The 14,785-nt window shown below is 70.7% G+C and carries 17 protein-coding genes; 7 read left to right on the top strand and 10 right to left on the bottom strand.

Annotated elements, in window-relative coordinates; translation table 11 throughout:
• Nucleotides 1-31: 31 nt before the first annotated feature.
• Nucleotides 32-1,024: a malate dehydrogenase gene (locus ACQPYZ_RS06095; protein ID WP_433166125.1), complete on the bottom strand. Its 993-nt coding sequence runs from the start codon at nucleotides 1,022-1,024 to the stop codon at nucleotides 32-34.
• Between the two features lie 181 nt (nucleotides 1,025-1,205).
• Here ACQPYZ_RS06095 and ACQPYZ_RS06100 point away from each other — a divergent pair, with 181 nt between their 5' ends.
• Nucleotides 1,206-2,351: a glycerophosphodiester phosphodiesterase gene (locus ACQPYZ_RS06100; RefSeq protein ID WP_433166127.1), complete on the top strand. Its 1,146-nt coding sequence runs from the start codon at nucleotides 1,206-1,208 to the stop codon at nucleotides 2,349-2,351.
• A gap of 19 nt (nucleotides 2,352-2,370) precedes the next feature.
• Nucleotides 2,371-3,177 carry a spermidine synthase gene (locus ACQPYZ_RS06105; protein WP_433166129.1) on the top strand — a complete coding sequence of 269 codons (807 nt, stop codon included), beginning with the start codon at nucleotides 2,371-2,373 and terminating at the stop codon, nucleotides 3,175-3,177.
• A 53-nt stretch (nucleotides 3,178-3,230) separates the two neighbouring features.
• Here ACQPYZ_RS06105 and ACQPYZ_RS06110 read toward each other — a convergent pair whose 3' ends face one another.
• The gene (locus ACQPYZ_RS06110; RefSeq protein ID WP_433166131.1) at nucleotides 3,231-3,737 is read right to left on the bottom strand and encodes a helix-turn-helix domain-containing protein; all 507 of its coding nucleotides are present in this window, start codon (nucleotides 3,735-3,737) and stop codon (nucleotides 3,231-3,233) included.
• A gap of 77 nt (nucleotides 3,738-3,814) precedes the next feature.
• Between ACQPYZ_RS06110 and ACQPYZ_RS06115 the strand changes: the two genes are divergently transcribed.
• Both ACQPYZ_RS06115 and ACQPYZ_RS06120 read left to right on the top strand, forming a co-directional pair.
• Nucleotides 3,815-4,672, top strand: a complete 858-nt coding sequence (locus ACQPYZ_RS06115; protein WP_433166134.1) for an MOSC domain-containing protein — start codon at nucleotides 3,815-3,817, stop codon at nucleotides 4,670-4,672.
• A 133-nt stretch (nucleotides 4,673-4,805) separates the two neighbouring features.
• Nucleotides 4,806-5,963: a M1 family metallopeptidase gene (locus ACQPYZ_RS06120; RefSeq protein WP_433166135.1), complete on the top strand. Its 1,158-nt coding sequence runs from the start codon at nucleotides 4,806-4,808 to the stop codon at nucleotides 5,961-5,963.
• Here the strand turns inward: ACQPYZ_RS06120 and ACQPYZ_RS06125 are convergent.
• Nucleotides 5,960-6,430 (bottom strand): lamin tail domain-containing protein, encoded by a 471-nt coding sequence (locus tag ACQPYZ_RS06125; protein WP_433166137.1) that lies wholly within the window; start codon nucleotides 6,428-6,430, stop codon nucleotides 5,960-5,962. The genes ACQPYZ_RS06120 and ACQPYZ_RS06125 overlap by 4 nt on opposite strands.
• Nucleotides 6,431-6,542: 112 nt before the next feature.
• Complete coding sequence (locus ACQPYZ_RS06130) at nucleotides 6,543-7,307, bottom strand: MBL fold metallo-hydrolase (RefSeq protein WP_433166140.1); 765 nt, start codon at nucleotides 7,305-7,307, stop codon at nucleotides 6,543-6,545.
• 82 nt (nucleotides 7,308-7,389) lie between these two features.
• Between ACQPYZ_RS06130 and ACQPYZ_RS06135 the strand changes: the two genes are divergently transcribed.
• Complete coding sequence (locus tag ACQPYZ_RS06135) at nucleotides 7,390-8,373, top strand: GlxA family transcriptional regulator (RefSeq protein ID WP_433166142.1); 984 nt, start codon at nucleotides 7,390-7,392, stop codon at nucleotides 8,371-8,373.
• Here ACQPYZ_RS06135 and ACQPYZ_RS06140 read toward each other — a convergent pair.
• Both ACQPYZ_RS06140 and ACQPYZ_RS06145 read right to left on the bottom strand, forming a co-directional pair.
• Nucleotides 8,327-8,587: a hypothetical protein gene (locus tag ACQPYZ_RS06140; protein ID WP_433166144.1), complete on the bottom strand. Its 261-nt coding sequence runs from the start codon at nucleotides 8,585-8,587 to the stop codon at nucleotides 8,327-8,329. The genes ACQPYZ_RS06135 and ACQPYZ_RS06140 overlap by 47 nt on opposite strands.
• 51 nt (nucleotides 8,588-8,638) lie before the next feature.
• Nucleotides 8,639-9,394 (bottom strand): CAP domain-containing protein, encoded by a 756-nt coding sequence (locus ACQPYZ_RS06145; protein WP_433166145.1) that lies wholly within the window; start codon nucleotides 9,392-9,394, stop codon nucleotides 8,639-8,641.
• On the opposite strand from ACQPYZ_RS06145, the gene ACQPYZ_RS06150 reads away from it, so the two are divergent.
• Together ACQPYZ_RS06150 and ACQPYZ_RS06155 are read left to right on the top strand one after the other, a co-directional pair.
• Nucleotides 9,387-9,746 (top strand): hypothetical protein, encoded by a 360-nt coding sequence (locus ACQPYZ_RS06150; protein ID WP_433166147.1) that lies wholly within the window; start codon nucleotides 9,387-9,389, stop codon nucleotides 9,744-9,746. The two genes, ACQPYZ_RS06145 and ACQPYZ_RS06150, sit on opposite strands and share 8 nt — an antisense overlap.
• 15 nt (nucleotides 9,747-9,761) lie before the next feature.
• Complete coding sequence (locus tag ACQPYZ_RS06155; protein ID WP_433166149.1) at nucleotides 9,762-10,001, top strand: hypothetical protein; 240 nt, start codon at nucleotides 9,762-9,764, stop codon at nucleotides 9,999-10,001.
• A gap of 712 nt (nucleotides 10,002-10,713) precedes the next feature.
• On the opposite strand, the gene ACQPYZ_RS06160 is transcribed toward ACQPYZ_RS06155, so the two are convergent.
• The 4 genes from ACQPYZ_RS06160 to ACQPYZ_RS06175 form a co-directional block, all read right to left on the bottom strand.
• Nucleotides 10,714-11,679 (bottom strand): CAP domain-containing protein, encoded by a 966-nt coding sequence (locus ACQPYZ_RS06160; protein ID WP_433166152.1) that lies wholly within the window; start codon nucleotides 11,677-11,679, stop codon nucleotides 10,714-10,716.
• A 205-nt stretch (nucleotides 11,680-11,884) separates the two neighbouring features.
• Nucleotides 11,885-12,697: a CAP domain-containing protein gene (locus ACQPYZ_RS06165; RefSeq protein WP_433166155.1), complete on the bottom strand. Its 813-nt coding sequence runs from the start codon at nucleotides 12,695-12,697 to the stop codon at nucleotides 11,885-11,887.
• Nucleotides 12,698-12,795: 98 nt separating this feature from the next.
• Nucleotides 12,796-13,458, bottom strand: a complete 663-nt coding sequence (locus ACQPYZ_RS06170; RefSeq protein WP_433166157.1) for a GNAT family N-acetyltransferase — start codon at nucleotides 13,456-13,458, stop codon at nucleotides 12,796-12,798.
• 139 nt (nucleotides 13,459-13,597) lie between these two features.
• A complete protein-coding gene (locus ACQPYZ_RS06175; protein ID WP_433166160.1) occupies nucleotides 13,598-14,722 on the bottom strand; it encodes a GNAT family N-acetyltransferase in 1,125 nt (374 codons plus the stop codon).
• Nucleotides 14,723-14,785: the final 63 nt, after the last annotated feature.

Consider the following 14,785-nt stretch of genomic DNA (forward strand, 5'->3'; position numbering starts at 1 on the left):
AGCTCCCCGGGGGTTCCTGATGGTTTGCGGGTCAGCCCAGGAGGTTGAGGGCCTGGACGGCGTCGCGCTCCTCGCCGAGCTCGGCGGTGCTGGCGTCGATGCGGCCGCGGGAGAACTCGTTGATCTCCAGGCCCTGGACGATCTCCCAGCTGCCGTCCTTGGTGGTCACCGGGAAGGACGAGATCAGGCCCTCCGGTACGCCGTACGAACCGTCGGAGACGACCGCCATCGACAGCCAGTCGCCGTCGGCCGAGCCGCGCAGCCAGTCGCGGGTGTGGTCGATCGTCGCCGCGGCCGCGGACGCCGCCGAGGACGCGCCGCGGGCCTCGATGATCGCCGCGCCGCGCTTCTGCACGGTCGGGATGAAGTCGTTCTCCAGCCAGGTCTGGTCGTTCACGACCTCGGCCGCGTTCTTGCCGGCCACCTCGGCGTGGAAGATGTCCGGGTACTGCGTCGCGGAGTGGTTGCCCCAGATCGTCATCTTCTTCAGCTCGGTGACGTGCACCCCGGCCTTCTTCGCCAGCTGGGCGAGCGCGCGGTTGTGGTCCAGCCGGGTCAGCGCGGAGAACCGCTCGGCCGGGATGTCCGGCGCGTTGCTCCTGGCGATCAGCGCGTTGGTGTTGGCCGGGTTGCCGGTGACGGTGACCCGGATGTCGTCGGCGGCATGCTCGTTCAGCGCCTTGCCCTGGACGGTGAAGATCGCGCCGTTCGCCTCCAGCAGGTCGCCGCGCTCCATCCCCTTGGTCCGCGGCCGGGCGCCGACCAGCAGGGCCACGTTGGCGCCGTCGAAGATGACGTTCGGGTCGTCGCCGATCTCGACGCCGGCCAGCGTCGGGAAGGCGGAGTCGTCGAGCTCCATCACGACCCCCTCGAGCGCCTTCAGCGCCGGGGTGATCTCCAGCAGCCGCAGCTCGACCGGCGTGTCCGGCCCGAGCAGCGCACCGCTCGCGATCCGGAACAGCAGGCTGTAGCCGATCTGACCAGCGGCCCCGGTAACGGCCACCTTCACCGGTGTAGTGCTCACGACACACGCTCCGTTTCTGTGCGGTCTTGTGCTTCGGACGCTAGCAAGCCGCGGCTGTGGTACCAACGCTGGGGGAGGGCCGACTTCCTCACATCCGCACGGTTCCGTTCACCCGGCCGCCACCCGGTGGTCGCCCCGGTGCCCAACAGTGACTGCAGTTCCTGACCTGTAAGGAGATCTCATGAAGCGAACGGTGCTGCCCCGCCGGTTCGTCCCCGTCGCGGCCTCGGCCCTCGCGGTGACGGCCGCCGTCCTGGTGCCGCAGGCGGTGCCCACCTCGGCACCGGAGACCGCCGTCCAGTCCGCCACGTCCGCCGGCAAGCACCGCGACGACTTCGTCATCGTCGGCCACCGGGGCGCGTCCGGCTACCGGCCGGAGCACACGCTGGCGTCGTACGAGCTGGCCGCGCGGATGGGTGCCGACTACATCGAGCCCGACCTGGTGACCACCAAGGACCGGGTGCTGGTCGCCCGGCACGAGCCCGAGATCGGCGGTACGACGGACGTCGCCGAGCACCGGGAGTTCGCCGGCCGGAAGAAGACCAAGCAGCTCGACGGCGTCGCGGTGACCGGCTGGTTCGCCGAGGACTTCACCCTGGCCGAGCTGCGGTCGCTGCGGGCCAAGGAGCGCATCCCGGCGATCCGGCAGCACAACACCGTCTTCGACGGCCACTACAAGGTGCCCACCCTGCAGGAGGTCATCGACCTGAGCCGCCGGCTGTCCCGCGAGCTCGGCCGGCCGATCGGCATCTACCCCGAGACCAAGCACCCGACGTACTTCCAGCAGCAGGGCCTGGCGCTCGAGCCGGAGCTGGTGCGGACGCTGAACCGCAACGGCCTGAACCGCCCGGACGCGAAGGTGTTCGTCCAGTCGTTCGAGGTGTCGAACCTGAAGGCGCTGCGCAAGCAGCTGCGGGTCCCGCTCGTCCAGCTCACCAGCGCGTCCGGAGCGCCGTACGACTTCGTCGCCGCCGGTGACCCGCGGACGTACGCCGACATCGTCAGCCCGGCCGGGCTGCGTGAGGTGGCGAAGTACGCGAAGGGCCTCGGGCCGGCGAAGGACCAGGTGATCCCGCTCGACGCCACCGGCAAGCTCGGCAGGCCGACCGCGCTGGTCGCGAACGCGCACCGGGCCGGGCTGGTCGTCCACCCGTACACGTTCCGGGTGGAGAACAGCTTCCTGCCGGCCGAGTTCGACAGCTCGGCGGTCGCGGCCGACTCGGGCAACCTGTTCGGTGAGATCGCGGCGTTCCGCCGGACCGGGATCGACGGGTTGTTCACCGACAACACCGACATCGCCGTGGCCGAGGAGGCCGAGGCGAAGTAGCGCCTGAAAAGATGGGTGGGTGGAACGCAAGGTCGGCTCCGGGACCGCGACCGTCGAGGCAGAGGCCGACGGGACCTTCGTGCTCCGGGTCGACGGATCGCTGCAGTCGCAGGTCGACCTCGCCGATCCCACCCATCTGGCGTTCGAGTACATGCGACGCATCGGCGACGTCGTCGACGCCGTCGCTCCCCGACGACAGCCGGTCGCCGTCGTGCACGTGGGCGGCGCCGGGCTGAGTCTGCCGCGGTACGTCGCGGTCACCCGGCCGCGGTCGCGCCAGGTTGTCCTGGAGCCGGACGAGGACCTGACCGAGTTCGTCCGCGAGGCGCTGCCGCTGCCGAAGCGGTCCGGGATCAAGGTCCGCGGTGTCAGCGGCCGGTCCGGGATCGGCGAGCTGTACGACGACTCGATGGACCTGCTGATCCTGGACGCGTTCGAGCGCGAGGCGGTCCCGGCGAACCTGGTCACCACCGAGTTCTTCACCGAGTGCGCGCGGGTTCTGCGGCCGACCGGCGTCCTGGTCGCCAATCTGATCGACGGCTCGGCCGGCCTGCCGTTCGTCCGCCGGACGGCGGCCACGGTCCGGGCCGCGCTCGGTGACGGGGTGGTGCTCGCCGAGCGGAAAGTGTTGCGGGGCAAGGGGTTCGGGAACGTCATCCTGGTCGCGTCCCGGCAGCCGGTCCCCGACCTGACCACGGCCGGGCGGCGGGCTCAGCCGCCGTATGACGTGCAGCCGCTGAGCGAGCTGGCCGGGAAGGCCGTGCCGCTCACCGACGCGGAAGGCTACATCACGCCGTCGGCTCCGCCGGGCACCTTCCGGCGCTGACGGTCACGCGGCCGGGCACTGCCCGGCGGCCGGGCACTTTCCGGCGGTGAGGGTCACGCGGCCGCGCGTGGTCGGCCGGAGCTGATGCGGTTGAGGGTCTCCGCGACCGCCGAGCGCTCGTCCGGGGTCGCGCCGACCGCGCGGATCAGTCGGTCGAGTCGGTCGCGTCCGGGCAGCCGGGCCCCCTGGAACCAGGCCTGGATCGTCGTCCGCGGAATGCCGGTGAGCTGCTCCAGGTTGCGGGACGATCGTGGCCGCGCGAGTGCGGCGAGCGCGGCGCCCAGCTCCGGCAGCGTCTCGGCGGTCCGCAGCAGTTCGACCACGTCCTCGCGGTTCACGCTGTCCCATCGGCGGCGCCACACCGGCATCAGGTCGGCCGGGACGCCGCAGCCGGCGAGGAATGCGGCCGTCACGTCCCAGCTGGGCAGCTGCTTCCCGCCGGTCGCGCGGACCAGGTGGGCGTGCGAGTAGTGCGCGTGCTCGGCCAGCTCGCGGTACGTCAGGCCGGCCTGGCGCCGTACCCGCTGCAGCGCCGCGGCGAACGCTTCGACGTCGTCCATCGCCACCTCCTCGTGATCAAACATAATTCAACATGATCAAACAAGGCAAGTGTCAGGGGTCAAGCTAGACTTGGCCAATGTCCGTCGCGAGGGTGTCCGCTCTGACCTACTACCCGGTGAAGGGTCTGGCCGGGGTGTCCGTGGACCGGGCCGAGATCGGCCCGACCGGCTTGCGCCACGACCGGAACTTCATGCTCGTCGAGCCGGACGGCTCATTCCTGAGCCAGCGGAGCCTGCCGGCGATGGCCGCGCTGCACGCGGAGGTCCACGACGACGTCCTGCGCCTTTCCGCCGTGGATGCGCCCGACCTCGAGATCCCGATCCGGTACGACGGCAAGCGGCGCGACGTCAGCCTGTTCGGCAAGTGGTTCGGCCAGGGAGTCGTGCAGGACGCGGCCGCGGACGAGTGGTTCACCGAGCGGCTGGGGAAACCCGCGGCCCTGGTCCGGGTGACGCCGGAGCATGAGCGGCCGGGCTGGGGAGTGCACGGCGGCCAGACCGGCTTCGGTGACGCGCACGCGTTGCTGATCACCTCGCTGTCCTCGCTGGACGGTCTCAACGAGCGGATCGTTGAGCACGGCGGCGACGCCATCCCGATGAACCGCTTCCGCCCGAACATCGTGGTCACCGGCTGGCCCGAACCGCACACCGAGGACAAGGTGCTCCGGATGTCGGCCGGTGCGGTCGAGATCGGGTACGCGGCCCGCTCGATCCGCTGCGCGGTGCCGACCGTCGACCAGGCGACCGGGGAGAAGCGTGGCCCGGAGCCGACCCGGACGCTGGCGACGTACCGCCGCCAGCCGGACTACGGCGGCGGGGTCAGCTTCGGGATGAAGGCCGCGGTCCTTGCCGGAGGCACCCTTCACGTAGGCGATGAGATCTTGGTACACGACTGGATCCCGGACGGGCCGGACCCGGCGCCGAGCACTCGGTAGCCTGCAGACTCCACCAGTTCGGGGAGTCTGCGCATGCACCGGATCCTGTTGTTGCTGCTGGCACCGGCTTCGTTGTTCGCGGCCCCTTTGGTCACCGGTGAGGCGCGGGCGCCGGGGGTTCCGTCGTACGAGGGTGGAACTGACCGGGAGTGCGGACGGTACGACCTGGACCGGGCGGGAGACGGTCGCCTTCACGAACACGTCCACCGAGCCGTTGGCGGAGATCTACCTGCGGCTGTGGGGGAACGCGCACGACTGCAAGGCGGTCGTGATCTCGATCGGCGCGGTTGCCGAGGACTGTACGGTGGCGAAGGTGCCGTTGGCCTCGCCGGTGAAGGCCGGGGAGGGTACGTCGGTGTCGTTTGACGTCACCATGACCGCGCCGGACGGGCTGGAGCGGTTCGGGCGGTCGGGGCCGTACAGCTTCTTCGGGAACGCGTTGCCGGTGCTCGCGATCCGCGACCACGGTGGCTGGCATCTCGAGCCCGATGTGGGGATCGGGGAGAGCTTCTACACGGTCGCGGCAGACTTCCGGGTCCGGCTGACGCACACGGGCAATGTCGTCGTACCCTCGACCGGCGTCACGGTCGACGGGGTCACGATCGCCAAGCAGGTCAGGGATTTCGCCTGGGCGGCCGGGCCGTTCACCACCTCGGAGGCGACCTCACCCGGTGGGACCAAGGTGCGCACCTGGGCGACGTCGACGGTCGCTCCCGCCGCGGTCGCCGATGCGCGGTCGAAGGCGATGGCGGCGGTCGACGACTTCGGGCGGCGGTTCGGGGCCTATCCGTACGGCGAGCTCGATCTCGTGCTCAACGACCGGTGGACCAGGTTCAGCGGGATGGAGTACCCGGGGCTCGTGCTGCTGATCTCGCCGGGAGCTCCGGTGGTGCACGAGGTGGCGCACCAGTGGTGGTACGGGATCGTCGGCAACAACGAGTACGCCGATCCCTGGCTGGACGAGGCGTTCGCGACGTACGCGACCGATGTCCACGAGGGTAACCGGCGTATCGGCTGCTGGCCGGGAACGTTGCCGGTGGCAATCAGTAGTCCGATGTCCTACTGGCGGGCGCACCAGTCGTCGTACGGCGTCTACGTCTACACCCACGGGTCGTGCATGCTCCACGAACTGGAACGCCGGCTCGGGGCGGAGGCGATGGCTCGGCTGCTGGCGACGTACGCGAAGGCCCACTGGTACGGAGTTGTCACCCCGACCGACTTCAAGACCGCCGCCCAAGCCGCCAGCCCCACCGACCTCACCTCATTCTGGACCGCACACGGCGTCGGTTAGCAGGCAACCCGTGCCCGGCCGGTGACCGCCTTGTAGGTGCAGGTGTCGAACGTCTTCCCGGCCGGCGTCTGGAACCGGGCCGTGTCGCCGGTGTTGTTCCACACGTAGTTGCCCTGGTTCCAGTACAGGGTCAGTGCCCGGTTCCGGTTCTTCCCGGTGCGGACGATCACGGTCGACCGGCCCGGCAGCACGTAGCCCCGCGGGAACACGAACACGTGGTTGGCGACGTCCACCACCCGGAACCCGGACAGGTTGATCGGCCGCGTGCTGATGTTCCGCACGGTGAAGAACTCCTGGTTCAGCTGCGCGTTCGTCCGGTAGTCCGCGCCCGGCGGGTCGTACTGGATCCCACTCAGCACCACCGTGATCGCCGCCGACGCCGGCACTGGCGCGAGGACAGCCGCGGCGACCGTGAGCACGGCCGTGGCGAGAGCGGAGAAGGGCAGGCTGAAGCGTCGTACGAACAAAGGATTCCCCTTCGGCAGTGGGCCGATTTCCCCCCGGCCCGGTGAACTGGTTGCTGCCGGATTCCCCCCGGCCGTCGAACCTTAGAAGTGACGCTCCGTGCTCGTCAAGTGCTCAACTGATGGTGGTGGGGGTACCGTGGTCGAGGAGTTGGAGGCGGGGGGCGAGGCCGGCGGTGGTGAAGGTTCTGGCGAGGTGGTCGGGGCCCTCGCTGAAGTGGGACCAGCCTTCGGTGTGGACGGGGACGATCGTGGCGGGGGTCAGGAGGTGAGCGGCCTCGGCGGCGGCTTCGGAGGTGAGGGTGAGCGGCGCGCCGTCCATCAGCGGAGTACGGGCCGCGCCGGCGAAGAGGACGGCGACGTCGACCGGCGAGAAGCGGTCGGCGATCTGCTTGACGAGGTCGACCGACGCGTTGTCGCCGGAGACGTAGACGGTCGGCAGGTCGTCCGCGGTGAGCACGAAGCCCGTGACGACGCCGAGCACGGCCTCAGCCCCTTCAGGCCCGTGCAGCGCGGGTACGCCGGTCACGGTGAGCGTCCCGCCGTCCGGACGGTCGAGCTCGACCGACTCCCAGTTCTGCAGACCGCGTACACCGGGGATCCGGGTGGCCGCACCCGGCGTCGACAGCACGACCGGCACCGACGGGAGCAGCGCGCGGCCCGCGTCGTCGAGGTTGTCCTTGTGCTCGTCGTGCGACAGCAGTACAACGTCGACCGGACCGAGGTCGGCGACCGGCACCGCCGGGCCGGTCAGCTTGGCCATCACCCGGCCGTTCGGCAAGACGTACTCCTGCGGTTCGTCGAACGCCGGATCGGTCAGGATTCTCAACCCGCCGAGGTCGAGGAGCGCGGTCGGGCCGCCGATGTGCGTGATCTTCATGCCTCGATCGTCGCGTCCGGCAGCATGCTTCACCATTGGCCCAGGAGCCACAGTTCCTGAAGATCGGGCCATACTGGTTCCCATGCGCACCGTCGCCGTACTCGCCTTCGGCCAGATCAGCCCGTTCCACCTGTCGGTGCCGTGCCTGGTGCTCGGCGACCGCCTCGGCGCCCCGGGCGAGTACGACGTCCGCGTGTGCGCCGAGCACCCCGGATCACTCCGGACGAACGCGGGTTTCGGGATCACCGTCGACCACGGGCTCGAGGTGATGGATTCGGCCGGCCTGGTCATCCTCCCGAGTTGGCGGCCGGAGCTCGAGCCGTCCGACGTACTGATCGACACGATCCAGCGGGCGCACGCACGCGGCGCGACCGTCGTCGGGTTGTGCATCGGCGCGTTCCTGGTCGCCGCGAGCGGGATTGTCGACGGACGGGAGGTGGTGACGCACTGGAAGTGGGCCGAGCAGTTGCAGGCCAAGCACCCCGACCTCACCGTCCGCGCAGACGTGCTCTGGTCGGACCTGGGCGACGTACTCACCTCGGCCGGTACGGCGGCCTCGCTCGACTGCTGCCTGCACCTCGTCCGCACCCACCACGGCGTCGAGCTGGCCGAGCGGCTGGCGCGGAGCATCGTGGTCGCGCCGCATCGCAGTGGCTCGCAGGCGCAGTACATCCCGGTCCCGGTGCCGCCCGATCCCGGCGACGACGTGATCGAGAAGGCGATGGTGTGGGCGCGTGCGCGACTCGACCAGCCGGTGACGTTGGACGAGTGGGCGGCCGCGGTCGCGCTGTCCCGGCGTACGTTCACCCGGCAGTTCCGTGCGCGCACCGGGAGCTCCGGGCAGGCGTGGCTGCTCCGCCAGCGGCTCGACCGGGCCCGGCTGTTGCTGGAGACCACCGATCATCCGGTCGAGCGGATCGCCACCGAGAGCGGCTTCGGCAGCAGCGCGGCACTGCGCCACCACTTCCACACCATCCTCGGTACGACGCCGCAGCGGCATCGTCAGGAGTTCGGCGTACTCACAGCAGGAGCAGGAGGGTATAGAGCGCCGGCGCCGCGAACGTGACCAGCAGGATCCACGCGATCATCCGGTGACCTGGCTTGCCGCGGTCGAGGGACGAGGCGAAGTACAGCACCGCGCCCTCCTCGGTGTGCCGGCTCAGGCCCATCCGCCTGGCCTCCTCCGGGCGCGGATCCGGCCGCTCGTCGGCCAGCGCGTCCGGCGGGATCCCGAAGTGCGCGGGCCGGGGCGGGTCCAGATCGTCACGTTCCCCGTACATCCGGCCTCCCGCAGGGTTGGTGGAACCAGGTGGTCCCACCATGGTCGCACCCTACGTAAAGTCCGCCACCCAGGAAACGCGGTCGGTCCGGCGGCCGTTCAGGCAGAGCAGCACCTTGCAGTACGACGTGATGCCCTTGCCGACGGCGAGCGTCTTCAGGTCGCAGTTCAGTACGGTGCTTCTGCTCTGCGCCATCATCTGGTCGTACGCCCGCTGCGGCGACCACTCGTCGCCACCGGCCGCGGTCATGGACGAGCCACTCGCGTTGAGCTTGCTGGCTGACTCGGAACGCCCGGCGGCGTCCGAGCGGGCGCCCTGCGTCAGCCCGGGGTCCTGCTCGAGGGGTACGCAGCCGTTGGCCACCCGGGCCTGGTCGATCAGGTCGAAGAGCTGCAGCTCGTCGCCGTTCATCCCGCCGTCGCGCGCGGGTGGCGGCGGTGGGGTGTTGGTGGTGGGTGGGGCGGTGGGGCGGGTGGCTGTGGTGCGGTCGGGGGTGGGGGTCGGCCGGGACGACGTGGTGGGGGTGGGGCCGTCCTCGGTGGACTTCGAGGTGGGGGCCTCGGTGGGGTCGGCGGTCGACGGGGTGGAGGTCGGGGTGGCCGAGTCCGTGGGCGTCGGAGTGGGGGTGGGGGTCGCGGTCGGGGTGGTGGCCGGCGGGGTGCTCACCTTGGAGGTCGGCGGGTTCACGACCGGCTTGGTGGTCGGGGTGACGTAGGTGTCGTCGGTGCGGGTGACGATCGGGAGCGAGGCGTCGGCCTCGTCGTTCTGCGGCTCGTGCAGCAGGATCCAGGAGATCGGCGTGATCACGAGGACGACGGATGCGATCGCGACCAGCGGACGCCGGGCGCCCGAGCCCCGGCCGCCGGCGGATCGGGCGGCCGAGCGGGATCCGCCGCGCCCGCCTCCACCTGAGGCAGGCGCGGTGTTCGCCGTACGGCCGGAGACTGCCGCGGTGGTGGTCGCCGAGCCGGCGAGCCGCGACCCGGACGTCCCCGTGGGCGCCGACTCCGACTCCGACTGGGTCACCCAGGACGGCGAGCTGGCCGCGGCGGCGCGGGAGTACGACCGGGAGGAGGCGGTGTCGCCCATCCCGGAGTCGTTCGAGTACGAGCGCGCAGAGGCGGACTCGCCGACGTCGGTCTCACGGGCGCTTGAGTAGGACCGCGACGAGGCAGTGGCCCCAAGCCCCGAGTCGTTCGCCCGGCTGTACGAGCGCGACGACGGCGTCTCATCGGCGCTCGGCTCGCTGGACCGCGAGTACGAGCGCGACGAGGCGGCCGCGCCAAGCCCCGAGTCGCTTGCCCGCGTGTATGAGCGCGATGACGGCGTCTCACCCAGGCCGGACTCGCCGGACCTCGAGTACGCGCGCGACGAGGCCGTGTCACCAACGCCGGACTCGCTGGACCGTGAGTAGGAGCGGGACGATGCGGTGGCCCCAAGCCCCGAGTCACTCGCCCGGCTGTATGAGCGCGACGGCGCTGTCTCCCCAGGGCTCGACTCGCTGGACCGCGAGTAGGAGCGGGACGACGCGGTGGCGCCGAGTCCCGAGTCGCTTGCCCGGGTGTATGAGCGCGACGAGGGCGTCTCGCTCTCGGCGGCGCGGGAGTACGAGCGGGAGGACGCGGTCGGGCCCAGGTCGCCGACGCTGGAGGGGGAGGTGGGGCGGGCGATGGGTTGGGTGCCGGCGCCGGGCGTGGACTGGGTGTTGGCCCAGAACGGGGACTCGTTGGCGGCGCCGGCGGACTGTGCGGTCGCCCAGAACGGCGACTCGTCACTCGTCCGCGGTGCGTACCGGGGCGGCTCCGGTGGGGTCGGCGGAGTGCTTTCCGCCGGGGTGGGCCGAGCCGCTGCGGCTCGCGACCCGCGGGACGCGGCCCGGGTCGCCTTCCTGCGCGGCTTGTACCGGCCGTTGCCGGACTCGGACATTATTCGCTTGTTCCCTTCACTGTCTTGCCCCCAAGACATGCCTCATCAACGAACGTGGCGCCGGAGACCCCCAGGACGAACCGGCGCCGTGACAAGGACGGATCTACCCGCGGTGTCCGGCCGTGAACCGGCCGGACCTTGTGGTCGTGGAACAACATCTCCGCCACACTCGGTGCGTTCGACACAATGACATTCCTGCCCTAGCTCCGGCCGAAGTCCTGCACCCAGCTGCCCGGTCCCCAGTCGGACCGGACCTGGCCGGGGTCGTAGCCGACGCCGATCGAGGTGAACCGGCAGTTCAGGATGTTCTTGCGATGTCCTTCGCTCTTCATCCAGGCCGCGACCACCTTCTGGGCGCTGTCGTAGCCGGCGGCGATGTTCTCGCCCCACCCCGAGCCGCGGTAGCCGGCGGCCGCCATCCGGTCGCCCGGTCCTTGGCCGTCGGGGTTGGTGTGGTCCATGTAGTGTCGGCGGACCATGTCGGAGGCGTGCCGGCCGGCGGCCTCGACGAGCGCGCTGTCCAGCCGGAGCGGACCGCAGCCCGCCTGCTCGCGGATCTGGTTGGTGTAGTTGAGGACCGCCCGCTCCTGCGAGTTCGTCCCGCCACCGCCGGCCGGCGGCTCCGACGTGGTCGTCGGGTCACTCGGGCGCGGCTCGGTGGTCCGGGTCTTCGTCGGCGAGGTCCGCGTCGGCCGCGGCTTCGGCGAGGTCCGGGACTCGGTGGTACGCCGTTCCGTCGGGCTCACCGTCACCGTCGTGGCACCGCCCGTCGGTGCGGTTGTGACGATGCTCGTGGGCGACCCGGTCGGCGTACCGGTCGTGGTCGGCGTTCCTGAGGTCGAGGTCGACGCGGCCGTGCCGAGCGCCGGCGTACCGGTGACCGTGGTGCCGTTCGGCAGCGTCTTGGTGACCGTGCCGGCCGGCGTACCGGCGGAACTGGTGCCGTCGACAACCGATCGGCCGGCGTCGTCGCGGGTGTCCTCGGACACGTTCAGCACCTTGGTGGCGCCGTCGACCGTCGAGTCGTCGCGCGACATCAGCCAGACCACCGGGCCGATGGCCAGCAGTACGGACAACGCGCTGACGATCGGGCCGATCAGGCCTCGGCTCCGGCGTGGAGCTCGTCGACTGCCGCGGTGTCGCCGGGGGGTAGGCGAATCCGTCATGGGTGGGCGAATCCTCTTCGTTTTCGTCGTACCGAGTGTTCGTCGTTCCCCGCGTTGCCGTTGTCCAGGTTGTTGCCGGTCCCCCCTGGTCACCGATCAGTGACCTTAACCGAGGAGTGAGGTCACCGTTACAGTTTCGCGACGGCTCTTAACACTTCCCGAAGGTTCTCCGGGAAGTTACTGACGAACGCGGTCGACGCGGCGCTCAGCCGCCGAAGTTCTGCACCCAGCTGCCGTTGCCCCATTCGGGTTTGACCTGGCCGGCGTCGTACCCGATGCCGATCATCGTGTAGCTGCAGTTGAGGATGTTCTTGCGGTGCCCGTCGCTGTTCATCCAGCCCTCGACCACGGCCGCCGGGCTCCGGTAGCCGACGGCGATGTTCTCGGCCATCGCGCCGCCGCGGAAGCCGGCCGCCTTCATCCGGTCGAACGGGCTGCGGCCGTCGAGGCTGTCGTGCGAGAAGTAGTGCCGGTCGACCATGTCGGCGGCATGTCCTTCGGCGGCCTTGGTCAGCGCGCTGTTGGTGGCGAGCGGACCGCAGCCGGCCTTGGCGCGCTCGTCGTTGGTGAGCTTCAGCACCTGGGCCTCGGCGGTCCCGGATCCACCGGACGGCGCGCTGGTGGTCGTCCTGGTCGCCGTCGGCTTGGTGGACGTGCGGGTCGGCTTCGGCGACGGCTTCGGGGTCCGGGAGCCCTCCCGGCTCGGAGCCGTGGTCGACCGGCGCGGGGTCGGGGTGGAGGTCGTCTTCGTCGCCTTCGGCCGGGTCGGAGTGGCGCTCGGCACCGGCTTCGACGCAGGCGTCGTACGGCGCGGAGGAGTGGCCGACGGGGTCGCGGCCGACGGGGCGGAGGACTCGTCCGTCGTGGTCGTCAACGGCGTGTCCTGGCTGGTCAGGACGTTCGCGGTCCGGTCCAGCACGAACCACCCGATGCCGGCGATCAGAACCAGCGCGGAGAGTGAGGCCAGGACCGGCCCGATCACTCCGAAGCGCTGCTGCGGGCGTTTGTGGCTCGTCATGGTGCGAAGCCTTGCCCACCGCACGCGCGCGTGACCCCCCGCCCGGCCCGCACTTCACGAACCTTTGACAATGTCATGCGTTTGAACCGTGACGAGGGTCACCGGGAGCGGGCGATGACGATGTCCGCGACGACCTTCCAGCCCAGACTGCGGTAGAGCCGCAGGCCGTCGATCGAGGCGATCAGGATGCCGCGCTTGGCGCCCTGGGCCGCCGCGGTCTCGACCAGCGACGCCATCACCGCGCTGCCGAGGCCGCGCCGCCGGTGTGCCGGGTCGGTCTCGATCCGGTCCGCGACCGCGTCCTCGCCGACCACCGCCATCCGCCCGCTCGACACCACGCCGCCGTGCAGCGTGGCCCGGGTGATGATCAGGTCGGACTCGAGCTCGGTGTGCAAGGCATAGCGCTCGTGTAGTTTCAGCGCCGGCTGCTCGGACAGCTGGATCGTCATCAGCCAGTCCTGGTCCGGCTGCACCTCGAGGCCGAGGTCCTCGAGCTGCTCGATCCGGGCTTCCTTGTCGTCGGTCGCCAGCGTGACCCAGCCGGCGCCGCGGCCACCGCCGGCGGCCAGGGCCAGCTCGGCGGCGCGTTCGACCCGTTCCGGCTTGTCGTCGGCGTCCAGTACGACGTACTCCATCGCGCGGTTCTCCTCACCCGCACGGACGGTCAGGATGCCGTCGTTGTCGTCCTCCACGGTGGTCCAGCCCCTCGAAACCGACCACCCGGCCTGCCAGCGGCGGACGAGCTCCTCACGATCTCTCACCCGTCGATTCAAGCAGCCGGATGGCGAGACGGCGAGGGGAAACGGTGTCGTCTGACACCAACTGGCCGTACATCACCGGTTTCAGGGGGTCACCACTACCGCTCCGGGCCCGCGGCGGCAACCCCTCGGGACGGGCGAATCAGGCCCGGTCGGCCGCGAGCAGGTCGAAGCAGTGGATGTCGGCGTACTCGCCCTGGCGGAGCGGACCGGCGGCCCGCTGGACGCCGGCCGCGGTGAAGCCGTTGACCTCGGCAACCCGCGCCGAGGCGGTGTTGCCCTCGGCAGCGAACAGCACCAGCCGGCGCCGCCCGAAGCCGCCTTCCTCGACCGGCTTGAAGGCCTGCGGAACCAGCAGCCGGACCGCGGTGGACATCACCCCGCGGCCGCGCGCCTCCGGGTGCAGCCAGTACCCGACCTCGGCCAGCGTCTTGTCGATCCGGTTGTTCATGTCGAACACGCTCACGCAGCCGATCAGCTCGTCCGACTCCGTGTCGGCGATCGCCCACGAGACCCCTTCGCCACTGGCCTGGTTGTCCTTGCGGCTCTCGATGAACGCCTCGGCGTCCGACAGTTGGTACGGCGACGGCAGCCCGGCCAGCCAGTGCTGGGTGAGCTCGTCGTTGCACGCCTCGACCACCCGTTTCGCGTCCGTCGCCCGGAACGCGCGCAGCCGGATCCCGTCACCCTCGAGCTCGGGCACCGCCCACCAGTGGCCCTGCGGCTCCAGCTCGTCGTCCCGGCCGACGGTGGCGATCCACTCGTCGTGCCGAACACCCCGCGCCCGTCCACCACCTGGTACGACGACCAGGCCGCGGAACCCCGCCTTCCACGCGACCCGGCGCGAACCCCAGTTGCCGACGAACGCCCGCCAGATCACCCGGTCCCAGCTGAGGACGTCGAACGCGTACCGCACCACCAGTTTGAGCGCGCGCGTCATCACCCCGGCGCCCCGCGCGTCCGGCGCCACCGCGAACCCGACCTCGCCGACCCCGCCCTCGCCGTCGCGCAGGTCCACGGTGCCGGCGTACCGGCCGTCGTACTCGATCGCCCAGGCCCACATCCCGCCGTCCCGCCAGCCGTTCGGGACGATCTCGGTCAGGAACGTGACGGCGTTCTCCCGCCGGTAGGGGACCGGGACGGTGGTCCAGCGCTGCATCTCCGGGTCCTGGCACATCGTGTGCACAGCGTCGATGTCGGCCTCGGTGTGTGCCCGCAAGGTCACCACGTCGTCGGTCAGCACCGGTACGTCGTCGGGGAATCGCATGCCTCAGCGTGACAAGCCCACGCCCACCGGAGCAACGACATTTCCCTGACAGACTCCACCATC

The sequence above is a fragment of the Kribbella sp. CA-247076 genome (genome assembly GCF_050942445.1).
Classification (GTDB): domain Bacteria; phylum Actinomycetota; class Actinomycetes; order Propionibacteriales; family Kribbellaceae; genus Kribbella.

Excerpts from the sequence above, each read along its gene's own strand:
- ACQPYZ_RS06160 (WP_433166152.1), bottom strand. The coding sequence starts at position 11,679 with ATGACGGATTCGCCTACCCCCCGGCGACACCGCGGCAGTCGACGAGCT.
- ACQPYZ_RS06100 (WP_433166127.1), top strand. The coding sequence starts at position 1,206 with ATGAAGCGAACGGTGCTGCCCCGCCGGTTCGTCCCCGTCGCGGCCTCG.
- ACQPYZ_RS06165 (WP_433166155.1), bottom strand. The coding sequence starts at position 12,697 with ATGACGAGCCACAAACGCCCGCAGCAGCGCTTCGGAGTGATCGGGCCG.
- ACQPYZ_RS06110 (WP_433166131.1), bottom strand. The coding sequence starts at position 3,737 with ATGGACGACGTCGAAGCGTTCGCCGCGGCGCTGCAGCGGGTACGGCGC.
- ACQPYZ_RS06130 (WP_433166140.1), bottom strand. The coding sequence starts at position 7,307 with ATGAAGATCACGCACATCGGCGGCCCGACCGCGCTCCTCGACCTCGGC.
- ACQPYZ_RS06175 (WP_433166160.1), bottom strand. The coding sequence starts at position 14,722 with ATGCGATTCCCCGACGACGTACCGGTGCTGACCGACGACGTGGTGACC.
- ACQPYZ_RS06135 (WP_433166142.1), top strand. The coding sequence starts at position 7,390 with ATGCGCACCGTCGCCGTACTCGCCTTCGGCCAGATCAGCCCGTTCCAC.
- ACQPYZ_RS06140 (WP_433166144.1), bottom strand. The coding sequence starts at position 8,587 with ATGTACGGGGAACGTGACGATCTGGACCCGCCCCGGCCCGCGCACTTC.
- ACQPYZ_RS06115 (WP_433166134.1), top strand. The coding sequence starts at position 3,815 with ATGTCCGTCGCGAGGGTGTCCGCTCTGACCTACTACCCGGTGAAGGGT.